Source organism: Nocardia glycosmidis, from assembly GCF_052545115.1.
This window is the reverse complement of record NZ_JBQWRH010000002.1, coordinates 16614-28740: the sequence shown is the minus strand read 5'-3', so window position 1 is coordinate 28740 and position 12127 is coordinate 16614. Positions and strand designations below refer to the sequence as shown.

Annotated in this window: 11 protein-coding genes and 1 tRNA gene; 5 read left to right on the top strand and 7 right to left on the bottom strand. The window is 68.4% G+C overall.

Annotated elements, in window-relative coordinates; all coding sequences use genetic code 11:
- Positions 1-411 precede the first annotated feature (411 nt).
- The 4 genes from ACT86A_RS02535 to ACT86A_RS02520 all read right to left on the bottom strand — a co-directional run bounded on the left by ACT86A_RS02535 (position 412) and on the right by ACT86A_RS02520 (position 3733).
- Positions 412-484: transfer RNA gene (locus ACT86A_RS02535), tRNA-Arg, on the bottom strand.
- Positions 485-583: 99 nt separating this feature from the next.
- Positions 584-1726 (bottom strand): acyl-CoA dehydrogenase family protein, encoded by a 1143-nt coding sequence (locus ACT86A_RS02530; protein ID WP_445090339.1) that lies wholly within the window; start codon positions 1724-1726, stop codon positions 584-586.
- A 74-nt stretch (positions 1727-1800) separates the two neighbouring features.
- Entirely contained in the window at positions 1801-2331 is a 531-nt protein-coding gene (locus ACT86A_RS02525; protein WP_445090338.1) for a MarR family winged helix-turn-helix transcriptional regulator, read from the bottom strand.
- A gap of 322 nt (positions 2332-2653) precedes the next feature.
- Positions 2654-3733 carry an alkene reductase gene (locus ACT86A_RS02520; RefSeq protein ID WP_445090337.1) on the bottom strand — a complete coding sequence of 360 codons (1080 nt, stop codon included), beginning with the start codon at positions 3731-3733 and terminating at the stop codon, positions 2654-2656.
- 540 nt (positions 3734-4273) lie between these two features.
- On the opposite strand from ACT86A_RS02520, the gene ACT86A_RS02515 reads away from it, so the two are divergent.
- The 3 genes from ACT86A_RS02515 to ACT86A_RS02505 all read left to right on the top strand — a co-directional run bounded on the left by ACT86A_RS02515 (position 4274) and on the right by ACT86A_RS02505 (position 7582).
- Entirely contained in the window at positions 4274-4648 is a 375-nt protein-coding gene (locus ACT86A_RS02515; protein ID WP_445090663.1) for an ArsR/SmtB family transcription factor, read from the top strand.
- Positions 4645-5760, top strand: a complete 1116-nt coding sequence (locus tag ACT86A_RS02510; protein ID WP_445090336.1) for a cation diffusion facilitator family transporter — start codon at positions 4645-4647, stop codon at positions 5758-5760. Before ACT86A_RS02515 ends, ACT86A_RS02510 begins: the two co-directional genes overlap by 4 nt.
- A 166-nt stretch (positions 5761-5926) precedes the next feature.
- Positions 5927-7582 (top strand): long-chain fatty acid--CoA ligase, encoded by a 1656-nt coding sequence (locus ACT86A_RS02505; RefSeq protein WP_445090335.1) that lies wholly within the window; start codon positions 5927-5929, stop codon positions 7580-7582.
- 10 nt (positions 7583-7592) lie between these two features.
- Here ACT86A_RS02505 and ACT86A_RS02500 read toward each other — a convergent pair whose 3' ends face one another.
- The 3 genes from ACT86A_RS02500 to ACT86A_RS02490 form a co-directional block, all read right to left on the bottom strand.
- Positions 7593-8141, bottom strand: a complete 549-nt coding sequence (locus tag ACT86A_RS02500) for an HD domain-containing protein (RefSeq protein WP_445090334.1) — start codon at positions 8139-8141, stop codon at positions 7593-7595.
- 126 nt (positions 8142-8267) lie between these two features.
- Positions 8268-8660, bottom strand: coding sequence for an SCO5389 family protein (locus tag ACT86A_RS02495; RefSeq protein WP_445090333.1), 393 nt, complete (start codon positions 8658-8660; stop codon positions 8268-8270).
- 61 nt (positions 8661-8721) lie between these two features.
- Positions 8722-9786 carry a nitronate monooxygenase gene (locus tag ACT86A_RS02490; protein ID WP_445090332.1) on the bottom strand — a complete coding sequence of 355 codons (1065 nt, stop codon included), beginning with the start codon at positions 9784-9786 and terminating at the stop codon, positions 8722-8724.
- 188 nt (positions 9787-9974) lie between these two features.
- On the opposite strand from ACT86A_RS02490, the gene ACT86A_RS02485 reads away from it, so the two are divergent.
- On the top strand, positions 9975-10847 hold the full coding sequence (locus ACT86A_RS02485) for a M23 family metallopeptidase (protein ID WP_445090331.1): 873 nt from the start codon (positions 9975-9977) through the stop codon (positions 10845-10847).
- Positions 10848-11003: 156 nt separating this feature from the next.
- Entirely contained in the window at positions 11004-11987 is a 984-nt protein-coding gene (locus tag ACT86A_RS02480) for a DNA-binding response regulator (protein ID WP_445090330.1), read from the top strand.
- Positions 11988-12127: the final 140 nt, after the last annotated feature.

Here is a 12127-nt window from a genome sequence, read left to right as displayed (position 1 = left end):
CTTTCGGGGAGGCAGCCAGGCGCGGCCGTCGCGATGCCTGCCTCCCCGAAGGTCAGCGAGTCGGCTACCACCGTCAGGACTTCGCGACGAACTCTGGTCGCCACCATATGGAGGAGTGAGATGGACAGCACCGACTCGCGGGACTGCGTCCACACCGACACCGGATCATCGGGGCCCCCGATATACCTCGAACTCGGCGCCTTGATCGCTGACCTCGCATCACGAGGACTGCTGACCCGCGTCGATGAACCAGTCGAAGGAGTGACTTGTTCGATGACGACCTGGACGACGTTGCCGCGAGGCTCGATGCGGCGCGCATGAGTTTTTCCGCTGCGTACGAACTGCGTACGAATCGGGTTGCCGGGGCGGATAGCCATGAACCGAAATCGGCCTGACCTGCGATAATAGTTGTGCCCTCGGCAGGATTCGAACCTGCGACACCCGCTTTAGGAGAGCGGTGCTCTATCCCCTGAGCTACGAAGGCATGTTCTGGTGGGCGCTGTGCCTACCCGGGACGTCCGCAGTCTACCCGGTCGACGGCTGGGAGGCCGCATCGCTGGTTCCCGCCGGCCGCACCGGGCGGTCAGTTCCCAGCCAGCTGGCGGGCGATGACCAGCCGCTGGATCTGGTTGGTGCCCTCGAAGATCTGCATCACCTTGGCCTCGCGCATGTAGCGCTCGACCGGGAAGTCCTGCGTGTAGCCGTAGCCGCCGAACACCTGCACGGCGTCGGTGGTGACCTTCATGGCCGCGTCGGTGGCGACGAGCTTGGCTACGCTGGCCTGGCGGGAATACGGCAGCCCCAGGTCACGACGCCGCGCCGCGTCGATATACATGGCACGGGCGGAGTCGACGGCGGCAGCCATGTCGGCGAGGACGAATCCGAGTCCCTGGTGATCGATGATGCGACGACCGAAGGCCGCGCGCTCCTTCGCATAGGCCACGGCCTCGTCGAGGGCGCGCTGCGCCAAGCCGGTGGCAACCGCGGCGATGCCCAGACGACCGGAGTCCAGGGCGCTGAAGGCGATCGGGAGCCCTTGGCCTTCGGCGCCGATGCGGCGTTCGGCGGGCAGGAACGCGTCGTCGTAGGCCGCGGTGGTGGTCGGCACGGCGCGCAGGCCCATCTTCTCCTCGGGCTTGCCGAAGCTGAGTCCCTCGGTGTCGCGGGGAACCAGGAAGCAGGAGATACCGCGAGATCCTGCACCGGTGCGGGCGAACAAGATGTAGAAGTCGGCGCGGCCACCATTCGTGATCCAGGCTTTGGCGCCGTTGATCCGGTAGCCGCCCTCGACCGGATCGGCGCGGCAGCGCAGCGCAGCCGCGTCAGAGCCCGCGTGTGGTTCCGACAGGCTGTAGGCGCCGATCGTTTCGCCGGACAGCATCTCGGCCAGCCAACGTTGCTTCTGCTCGTCGGTGCCGAAGGTGAACAGCGGATGGCACGACAGGCTGTGCACGCTGACGGCGACGGCGACCGCCGCCCAGCGGGCCGCGAGCTCCTCGAGGACTTGCAAATACACCTCGTAGGGCTGATCGCCACCGCCGAACTCTTCGGGATACGGCAGGCTGAGCAATCCGGCGGCCCCGAGCGCGGGGAAAACACCTTCGGGAAACACCCCGGTCTTCTCGCATTCGGCCACGCGCGGCTCGAGCACCTTGTCGGCGATGTCACGGGTCAAGTCGAGCAGATCCCTGGCCTCGGGGGTGGGCAGCATCCGGTCCACTGGCATTGATCTTCTCCGGTCGCTCGGTGCGTTTCGTGTGGTTGCCGCACGCCTCAGCGCGTCGGTGCCGCCGCGGCGCGTCAGTGTCGTCGCGGGCTGGTCGGCATGGTGCGGGCGAGGTTGTCCTCGATTTGCTCGAGCACTGCGAGCGCCTGGGCGCACTGATCCGGCGTCAGCCCGGCGGTGGCGCTGGTTTCCAGATCTGCCCAGATGCGTTCGACCTCGTGGCGCAGCGCTCGGCTGGCGGCGGTGGGTTCGACGATGGTGGCGCGTTTGTCGGTGGTGCAGCGGCGGCGGCGGACGAAGCCGGCGTGTTCGAGGCGCTGGACCGTGCGGGTCATGGTGGCGGCATCGGAGTCGAGCAGGCGGACCAGGTCTGCCTGGCGTTGCGGGCCGCGTTCCCATAGCTGCATGATCACCAACTCCTGCCCGGGGTGCAGGCCGACGCGACGGAGCAGTTGCGCGGCGAGCATGCGATGCAGTCGAGCGAGGCGAAGGATGGCGTAGTTGAGTGAGCAGGCCTGAACCGACGGCGGCAGGAATGTGCACGCGGTGTCGGCGGGTACGCCGACGGCCTGTCGGTCGTTGGCCGCGTCCTCCGGTTGGCGCATCGGGTTTCCTGACTGGTGGTTGTTCGAACAGGTATCACCAGAGTATCGAGTCTGTCGCGGTCGTCGCGTTGTCTACCGGCAATGGCTGCTCGCGGGCGATGGGTGTCGGTGTTGGTCTCTTCGACGGTGACCGCGCGTTTCTCATGTGGCGCTCGATCCCACCGGTACCGCAGTGGTCAGGTAGTGCCACGCGGGATCGGGCGAAGCGCGGGGGCGGCACCCGCCTCGGCGCGGCCGGGGATAGCCGGCGTCGAGGCGGGTGCCGTGGGTATCGGCCGAGCGAATGGACCATTGCATCGGGTTCGGCCGGATGCCCGCTCGCTCAGTCGTCGAGACGGGGGTAGTCGGTGTAACCGCGTTCGTCGCCACCGTAGAAGGTGGCCGGGTCCGGGGTGTTGAACGGTCCGCCGGCAGCGAGGCGCGCGGGGAGGTCCGGGTTGGCCAGGAACAGCGCGCCGAAGGAGATCATGTCGGCGGTGCCGTCCTCGATCAGCGACAGCTCCGCTGTGCCCGTGGCCGCGTTGGGGGTAGCCGGGTTCAGGATGAACGTGCCGCTGAACCGCTTGCGCAGCTCGAGGGTCAGGTCGCGGTCGGCTTTATCGCCCATCTCCATGACATGCAGGTAGGCCGGCTCGAGCGCTTCGAGCGCCTCGACCAGGGTCCGGTACGTGTCGCGGTGGCCGTCCTCGACGATGCCGTTGAGACCGTGTGCCGGTGAGATCCGCAGGCCCACCCGGGAGGCGCCGATGGCCTCGACGACCGCGCGCACAACCTCGAGGGGGAACCGGATACGTCCCTCGATCGACCCGCCCCAGCGGTCAGTGCGCTGGTTGACATTCGTGGACAGGAACTGGTGCAGCAGAAAACCGTTGGCGCCGTGCAGCTCGACCCCGTCGAAGCCCGCCTCGACGGCGTTGCGGGCGGCACGTGCGAAGTCCTCGATCGTCTCGGCGATCCCGGCTTCGGTCAGTTCGATCGGGGTGACGAGGTCGCGCACGTCCTCCGGTACGGAGGTCGGGTCCGCGGCGGCCACCGGTGACGGGCCGACGAGCGCGAGTTCCGCGGACAGGAGGCTCGGGTGGCGGACGCGCCCGGCGTGCATCAGCTGCGCGAAGATCGTCCCGCCCGCGGCGTGCACCGCGTCGGTCACCGGTCGCCACGCCGCCACCTGCTCCGGCGAGTGCAGTCCGGGAGTGAAGGGGTGGGCCTGACCGACCGCCGAGGGCTGGATGCTCTCGCTGACGATCAGCCCGGCGCTCGCGCGCTGCGCGTAGTAGGTCGCCATGGCCGGTGTCGCGATCGCACCCGGGTCGTGGGCGCGGCTGCGGGTCATCGGTGCCATGACGATGCGGTTGGGCAGGCGCTTGCCGACAAAGTCGATCGGATCGAAGGCTGTGGTCATTGTCGTACTCCGGGTCGCTCTCAGTGCTGGTCGGACCGGTGATCGCCTCACCGGCGGTGCATCGCGGCGGGTTGGTTCTACAGCCGAACCCAGTGCAATAACTGTCCGAACAAGTAATTGGCCGAACTCATTCCGCCGAACTCGAATTGGCAGCTGAGTGCGGTGTACATCACGTGTCGCTGCCTGTTGAATGGCCGCGGAAGCTGTCTGATCAATGATTAGTCTCCGCCGGTCGCTTCCGGTGCCGGCGGGGAGAACGGCTGCCGCCGACCGAAGCGAGCTGAGCGCCAGGGCGCAAGCCGCTGGGGCGTCCGCGGTGACGAAGTGCTGGATGCGGTCTGTTACGTACCGGCCGCTCACCAGTCGGTAGCCGCGCCCTTCCAGACAAGAGTTCGCGGACTGAAGAAGAGGACTGCTCACGGCACGCCTGCCTCGCCGCCGACACACTGGTCGACCGGATCCGACGCGACACCGGCTCGGAGCCTGTTCCCGCACGCCTTTCTGATCTAATATCTGCGTATGAATGCAGATAGCCAGGAAATGCGACCGCCGCTCGCGGAGGATCAGGTAGGGCTGGTTGTCGAGGTGTTCCGGATGCTCGCCGACCCGACCCGCGTGCAGGTTCTGTGGGCGCTGGTCGACTGCGAACTGTCGGTGACCGATCTGGCCGGACAGGTCGGTAAGCCCGCGCCCTCGGTATCGCAGCACTTGGCGAAACTGCGGATGGCACGTCTGGTGAACACCCGCAGGTCGGGCACGACGATCTTCTACCGGCTGGAGAACGAACACATCCGGCAATTGGTAGTCGATGCGGTGTACAACGCCGAGCATGCGGGACCCGGCGTCCCGGCGCACCATCGCGGCCCGGGCGCGGTGCGTGAACTGCCCCATCGTGGCGCGGCGGACGTGTCATGAGCTGGGCGAAGCATGCTGTCGGAGGTCGGCTGGCGGGTGCGGGTGGCAGTCGCGCCGTCGATGCGCACGCTACCGAGCATCGGCATGGGCACCAGCACGGCAGCCACGGGCATCAGCACCGGCACAGCGGCGGTCACCATCATGAACATCGGACCGGCCTGTTCGGCAAACTGGGTGAAATCTTCGTCCCGCACAGCCACGACGCCGCCGACAGCGTCGACGACGCGCTCGCGGCCAGCGTGGTCGGAATCCGTGCCGTCAAACTCAGCCTGGTAGTGCTCGCCTGCACGGCGGCGCTGCAGCTGCTGATCGTCGCCGCGTCCGGTTCGGTGGCGCTGGCGGCCGACACCGTGCACAACTTCTCCGACGCTCTGACCGCCGTGCCGCTGTGGATCGCTTTCGCGCTCGGCCGCAGGGCCGCGACCCGGCGCTATACCTATGGGTTCGGCAGGGCGGAGGACTTGGCCGGACTCTTCGTCGTCGCGATGATCGTTCTATCGGCGCTGATCGCGGGATACGAGGCCGTGCGCAGAGTGCTCGACCCTGTGCCGATCGACCATCTCGGGTGGGTCGCCGCGGCAGGATTGATCGGATTCCTCGGCAATGAGACGGTCGCGCTGTATCGGATTCGGGTGGGGCGGCGGATCGGCTCGGCGGCGCTGGTCGCCGACGGTCTGCATGCGCGCACGGACGGGTTCACCTCGCTGGCCGTTGTGCTCGGCGCCGGCGGAGTGGCGTTGGGTTTCCCGCTGGCCGACCCGATTATCGGACTGCTGATCACCGTCGCGATCCTCGCGGTATTGCGCACCGCGGCGCGGGATGTGCTGCGCAGGTTGATGGACGCGGTCGAGCCGGGGCTGGTTCTCGCGGCCGAGCAGGCGCTGGCCATCGAGCCCGGCGTGCAAGGTGTGCGCAGTCTGCGGATGCGCTGGATCGGGCATCGCCTGCACGCCGACGTGGAGCTGGATGTCGCGCCGACCACCACGCTCGCGGACGCCCACCAGATCGCACACGACGCCCAGCACACGCTCACCCATGTGGTGCCCAAGCTGAATACCGCTGTGGTCCATGCCTACCCGGCGCATGCCGAGGTCGCGGTGCCGAGTTCATAGCGGGAACCCGAGGTACCCGGCTGGTGCGGTCGGGTGCGGATTCAGGAATCTTTTCGGCTTCGCCCGGCGCGGCCTACCGTTGGGTAGCATCCCGGTGTGATGTGGCTCATGGTCGGCGAGTGCATGAGCCGGGCACGCGGGCGTGCCGACGAAAAGAGGAGTTCCGATGTTCAGCACCATGCAGGACGAGCCGTTGTCGCTGGCCACGTTGCTGCGGTACGCATCGACCTTCGCCGGCGATTCCACGGTGTCCACCTGGACGGGCGCCGGCGTGCGCACCATGACCTACCGTGCGGTCGGTGCCGAGTCGGCGCGGTTGGCGAATGCGCTGCGCGGGTTGGGGGTAGGGGTCGGCGACCGGGTCGGCACGTTCATGTGGAACAACAACGAGCACCTGGTCGCCTATATCGCGGTGCCCGCGATGGGCGCGGTGCTGCATGCGCTGAACATCCGGTTGTTCCCCGAACAGGTCGTCTATGTGGCCAACCACGCCGAAGACCAGGTGGTGCTGGTGGACGGCACGCTGGTGCCGCTGTTCGGCCAGATCTTGCCCCACCTGGAGACGGTTCGCCACGTCATCGTGGTCAACGGCGACGCGGCAACGCTGAATGTCCCGGAGGGCGTGCGGGTGCACTCCTACGCCGAACTGGTTGCCGCGCAGCCGGACACCTATGACTTTCCGGTGCTCGACGAACGATCCGCCGCCGCAATCTGTTACACCTCCGGCACCACGGGCGACCCGAAGGGTGTGCTGTACTCGCACCGGTCCAACTGGCTGCACGCCATGCAAGTCGGCGCGAACAACGGGATGGGCCTGTACGAAAACGACACCATCCTGGCCATCGTGCCGCTGTTCCACGCGAACGGCTGGGGCCTGCCGTACGCGGCGCTGATGGCGGGATCGAATCTGCTCATGCCGGACCGGTTCCTGCAGCCGGGTCCGCTGCTGCGGTGCATGGCAGCGCAGCAGCCGTCCTTCGCGGCCGCGGTGCCCTCCATCTGGGGTGGGGTGCTAGCCGCGCTGGCCGCCGAACCGCAGGACATCACCCATCTGCGGGCGGTCGTGGTGGGCGGTTCCGCTGTTCCGCCGTCGATGATGCATATCTTCGAGGACGAGCACGGTGTGCGTCTGCTGCACGCGTGGGGGATGACCGAGACTTCGCCGTTGGGCAGCGTTGCCCATGCGCCCGCCAGCGCGGTCAGCGAGGAACAGAAGTGGGCGTACCGGGTGACGCAGGGCCGGTTCCCCGCCGGTGTGCAGGCCCGCCTGGTCGGCGACGACGGCGTGGTCGCGAACGACGGGGTATCGCTGGGCGAACTGGAAGTGCGCGGCCCGTGGATCACCGGCTCCTACTACTCGCCGGACGGCGTGGTGGTGGACCCGGAGAAGTTCGACGACGGCTGGCTGCGCACCGGCGACGTCGGCCGGATCAGCCCGGACGGTTACCTCACTCTGGTGGACCGGTCCAAGGACGTGATCAAGTCCGGCGGGGAATGGATTTCGTCGGTGGATCTGGAGAACGCTGTGGTCGGCCACCCCGCGGTCGCCGAGGCGGCCGTGATCGGCGTGCCGGACGAGAAGTGGGACGAGCGTCCGCTGGTGGCGGTGGTGCTGGCCGAGGGCGCCGAGGCGAAGCCGGAAGAGTTGCGCGACTTCCTCGCCGGCAAGTTCGCGAAGTGGCAGTTGCCGGAGCACTGGACGTTCATCGCGGAGGTCCCCAAGACCAGCGTGGGCAAGTTCGACAAGAAGCGGTTGCGCGGCCAGTATGCCGACGGCGACCTGGACGTCACCAGTCTTCGGCCGAGCCCGCCTGCCCCGTGACCGCGCCTGGTCACCATTTCACCATCGGCAGTGGTGACGTGGGGTTGGTGCGCAGCCGCCGCGCGGTCAGCCGGATCAGCGCGCGGTGAAAACCGTGGTTCGGATAGCGTTTCGCCAGGTCCCGGTAGGTGGCGCGGGAAACGCCGAACCGGCCGAGCAGACCGTATTCGACATCGATGGCGTCGGCGCGGCGGAAGATCTCGACCGGATCGTGCGGCGGGCCCGCGGGACGAAGCTTGTGGTGCTCGTTGATCATGGCGACCACCAGTCCGGTCAGGTCGTCGCGGTCGATGCTCGACAGCCTGGCCCGGGCCAGATCGCACGAGGGGGCCAGGTAGTCGAAGCTGCCCGCGGACCAGATGCCGATGTCGTGCAGGGTGGCGGCGGTGAGGTACTCCTCGCGGGCGCTCGGACGGGGTTGCTGGTCGGCTGCCAGTAGATCGCACAGCGCCAGGACGCGCAGGACATGATGGGTGTAGGCGACGCGGTCCGCCCCGAGCTGGTGCTGCCACGGCGCCAGCCTGGCTTCGACCTCGTCACGAAGATCGTTGCTGCTCATGGCGGTTCACCCTACGGGTGGCGCCGCGCCGAGCGGTGCCGACGCGCGGGTGCGGCGGACTTGTCCGCACGAACACCCGGCGCGGACCGAATCGGTTTGCCGCGCCGGGTGTTCAGGTCGCGTCGATCAGCAGTTGCGCAGTTCGGGGCTTTGGTTGAGCAGCTGCGCCCTGGTGCTGATGAACGTGGTGTAGGTTTCGCCGCCGACCGCGGCCAGCGGGAACGCGGCGACCCGGTGGCAGTTCTGGAAGGCGAGCTTCACCCCGAAATGCCGCTCGAGCCCGCCGCGGATGGCGTCGGAAGCCATGGCGCGCAGCAGCTGGCCACGGGCCTGCTCGTCCGGTGGTGCGATCGTATTGTCGGCGAATTCTGCGGTGCCGGAACGTAGTTCACCGGCGACCCGGCTGACGACCGCCCAGGCGTACGGCAACGAATTGCGCACGACCTCGGCAAAGTCGGCGTCGTCGACCTCGCCGCGTTCGGCGCGTTCGAGAATGGCGGTGGGGACATCGAGGGACATAACGCTCTCCTCCAGTGCTGGACGTGATGCGATGCGACTCGAGTCTAAACGAAAGTCGTTGTCAATAACACTGGATTCGTCGTGAAAGTGCTTTTTCCAGTGCGATTTTGGTATCCGCGGCCAGCTCGCGAACCAGCTCGCCCGCAGGTTTCTCCGGTGTCAGCGCATGCGTTTGGCCTGCCCAGAGGTTGATCTCATCGGCGTTGCCTGCTGCCCGTGCCGCGGAGCGCAGCGGGGCGGTGGCGTAGTGGATTTCGGGGTACCCGGCGGGTGCGGTGGCCGTGTGCTCGACCAGGAATCGGTTGCGCAACCCGCGGGCCCTGCGGCCGGTGAAAGCGCGGGTGAGCATCGTGGGGGTGTCGGTGGTCAGCGCGCTGCGATGCGCTCGGTTGGTGCCCGCCTCGGGGCAGCGCAAGAACACGGTGCCGAGCTGGGCGGCCACGGCGCCGGCTGCGAGCGCCGCGGCGATGCCCGCGCCCGTGGCGATGCCGCCGGTGGCCACCAGCGGCCGATCGGTGCCGGCGGCCAGCAGTTGCAGCAGCGCGAGCAGGCCGAGTGGATCGGTGCCGTCGTCGGCCGGTCGATCCACGAAAGTGGCGCGGTGGCCGCCCGCTTCCGCGCCCTGGGCGATGAGCACGTCGGCGCCCGCGCCGGCCGCGACGTGCGCCTCCGCGGGCGCGGTGACGGTCACCCAGACTTCGGAGCCGACGGCATGCAGCCGGGCGATCTCCGCGGCGCTCGGGCAGCCGAAGGTGAAGGACACGACCGCGACCGGGTCGGCGACGAGCAGGTCGAGTTTGGCGTCCCAGTCGTCGGTGTCGAACTTCGCGTCTGCGAGTTCGTAGTCGGCGCCGAGTTCGGCGAGATAATCGGTCAGCTCGGCGGAGGGGGTCGCGGGGCCGGGCACGAACAGGTTGACGCCGAACGGCTTGCCGGTCGCGGCGCGGGTCGCCGTGATCCGCGCGCCGGTGTCTGCGGCGCTCAGATAACCGGCCGCCAGTTGGCCGAAGCCGCCCGCGTCGGCGACGGCGGCGGTCAGCTCGGGGGTGGATGGGCCGCCCGCCATCGGGGCGAGCACGATCGGGACGTCCGCATGGTCGAGGATCACGGTCCAAGTCTCGCTCATATGGCGTGTGACCCCGCCTTACCTGCGAATGTTCCGCTGAAGGTTGCGGAATGGTCACGACCGGGTAGAGTTCCCGTCACAACGGATGCCAAACCGTTATCCGCTTAGGCGTCACCGGATCGTTATCGAACCGGATCGGCGTCGGCGACCCGGCATCCGGACCCAGTACGTCGACCGAGGATTCAGCTTTGTCGCAGCACCGTGTAGGCCCCAGTTCCATCACCGTTCAGAGCCTCCTCGGCGAGGGCGGCGCCACGGACCGGCCCACGCGGCATCGCGCCGAGCCGTCCGCGACGGAGCGGGTCAAGGCCGCCGCGGGCGTCGCGGTCGCCGCGGGCGCGCTGATCGGGGCCGCCAGTCAGGTCGCCCCGGCACTCGCCTACGCGGCCCCGCTGCTGCCCGGCGCACACGACGCCGATCCGGAGGCGACCGCCGCGCCCACTACGGTCAAGGGCACGGGCATCCTGCCGGTCGCCGAGGCCAGGGCCGCGACGCCGGTGGCCGACGTCGTCCCGGAGCCCGCTCCGGTCGCCACCCCGATCGCGGCCGCGGTGGCCGCCCCCTTCGGCATCCCCAATCTCCCGCCCGAGATCGCCGCGCCGCTGGCGCAGGCCGAGGAAGTCCTCAAGGGTGTGCAGCAGCAGGTCGCTCCGGCGGCCGCGGTGCGCCCGGTGGGCGGCGCGATCAGCTCCGGCTTCGGCAGCCGCTGGGGTGCCATGCACTACGGGCTCGACTTCGCCGACGCGCTCGGCGCGCCGATCCACTCGGTGAGCAAAGGCACCGTGATCGAGGCGGGCCCGGCCTCCGGGTTCGGCCTGTGGGTGCGCGTGCTGCAGGACGACGGCACCACCGCGGTCTACGGACATGTGAACGAGATGTTCGTGTCCGAGGGGCAGCGGGTGAACGCGGGCGACGTGATCGCCACCGTCGGCAACCGGGGGCAGTCCACCGGGCCGCATCTGCACCTGGAGATCTGGGATCGGTCCGGCACCAAAATCGACCCGCTGCCGTATCTGGCCGCCCGGGGCGTGCCCATGCAGTGGGGCCCTTCGGCGCACTGATTTCCCTCTCCGGCTTGATATTCCGACAATCGCACGGTCGCGCGTCCCGATGCCGGCCTGCCCGGACCAGGCGGGACGTATTGTGCGCCTACGTGTTGTGCGCGTAGCGATTGTGCACCCGTTCCATGGGCACCGGTCGGTCGTTGGGCTCGGGCCGTGATCGAGCTGGGCGACATCTTCGAGCCTGGGTCACCGCACGGCCGCACCTACGCCGTGTTGGTGCGCCATCCGCGATCCAGCCTCGCCGATATCGCGCAGTACCTGAGTATTTCGCAAGACCGCGCCGCCGACTCGCTGGACGTGTTGTGTGCACTACACGCCGCGGTCCGCATCGAGTCGCCCGACGGAAGCACCGTCTGGGACGCGCACGCACCGGAGTCGCTGTCGGAGGCCGAGGCGCGGCGCAGGCAGCAGGAAATCAATCAGATGCACGCCGCCGCGGCGCGGCTGAGCGAGACGTTCCGTTCGGTGCGCCGCTCGCCGCGCGGTAACGGCGCCGTGGTGCCGGTGTACGAGCGGCTGGAAATGCTGGCGGATTTCGAGGAGCTGCAGACCGGCGCGCGAATCGGCGTCAAGCTGATCGAACGCGGACCCTACCTCAGCGATTCCGAGCGCGAGCGACAGCTGTTCCAGCTCAAACGCGACCGGCTCGGCGACGGCATTCGGTATCAGACGCTGTATCAGGACACCGTATACCAGGACGCCGAACGCCTGCGGCACGCATTGTCCACCAATACCAGTGGAGCGCAGGCCAGAACGCTGCCCGAGCCACCATTCAAGCTGATCATCAGCGACGACGAGCGGGCCAGTCTGGTGCTGCACGCCGACGAGCGCAGGCCCGATCCGATGGGGCTGCGCATCACCGGATCTCCGGTGCTCGAGCTGCTGATCAAGACCTTCGACGTGTTGTGGGCGCTGGCCGCGCCGATCTCGGTGAATCCGGCCGTGGAAACGCTGGACGAACGCGACCGGGCGATCCTGACCCTGATGGGACTGGGCGCCACCGACGACACCATCGCACGCAGACTCGGGATGTCTAGGCGCACGGTAGTACGCCGCACCGCCCGGCTGCTGGAGCGTCTCGGCGCGAGCACCAGATTCCAGGCGGGCGTGCAGGCCGCCCGGCGACGGTGGTTGTGAACAGTCTCACCAGTGCGGACACGCATGCAACATGACCGGCTCCGCGCCGATATAACGACCGGCAGCAGCAGGCACCGCTTCCCGGGTCTGGCAGCGGACGGTATTCGGCGAGAGGACAACACGGCAGAGTAGGGTCGCGG

What these genes read in the sequence shown, in the direction of transcription:
- ACT86A_RS02515 (WP_445090663.1), top strand. Translation starts at nt 4,274, where the DNA reads ATGCGACCGCCGCTCGCGGAGGATCAGGTAGGGCTGGTTGTCGAGGTG.
- ACT86A_RS02505 (WP_445090335.1), top strand. Translation starts at nt 5,927, where the DNA reads ATGTTCAGCACCATGCAGGACGAGCCGTTGTCGCTGGCCACGTTGCTG.
- ACT86A_RS02520 (WP_445090337.1), bottom strand. Translation starts at nt 3,733, where the DNA reads ATGACCACAGCCTTCGATCCGATCGACTTTGTCGGCAAGCGCCTGCCC.
- ACT86A_RS02495 (WP_445090333.1), bottom strand. Translation starts at nt 8,660, where the DNA reads ATGTCCCTCGATGTCCCCACCGCCATTCTCGAACGCGCCGAACGCGGC.
- ACT86A_RS02510 (WP_445090336.1), top strand. Translation starts at nt 4,645, where the DNA reads ATGAGCTGGGCGAAGCATGCTGTCGGAGGTCGGCTGGCGGGTGCGGGT.
- ACT86A_RS02525 (WP_445090338.1), bottom strand. Translation starts at nt 2,331, where the DNA reads ATGCGCCAACCGGAGGACGCGGCCAACGACCGACAGGCCGTCGGCGTA.
- ACT86A_RS02490 (WP_445090332.1), bottom strand. Translation starts at nt 9,786, where the DNA reads ATGAGCGAGACTTGGACCGTGATCCTCGACCATGCGGACGTCCCGATC.
- ACT86A_RS02500 (WP_445090334.1), bottom strand. Translation starts at nt 8,141, where the DNA reads ATGAGCAGCAACGATCTTCGTGACGAGGTCGAAGCCAGGCTGGCGCCG.
- ACT86A_RS02530 (WP_445090339.1), bottom strand. Translation starts at nt 1,726, where the DNA reads ATGCCAGTGGACCGGATGCTGCCCACCCCCGAGGCCAGGGATCTGCTC.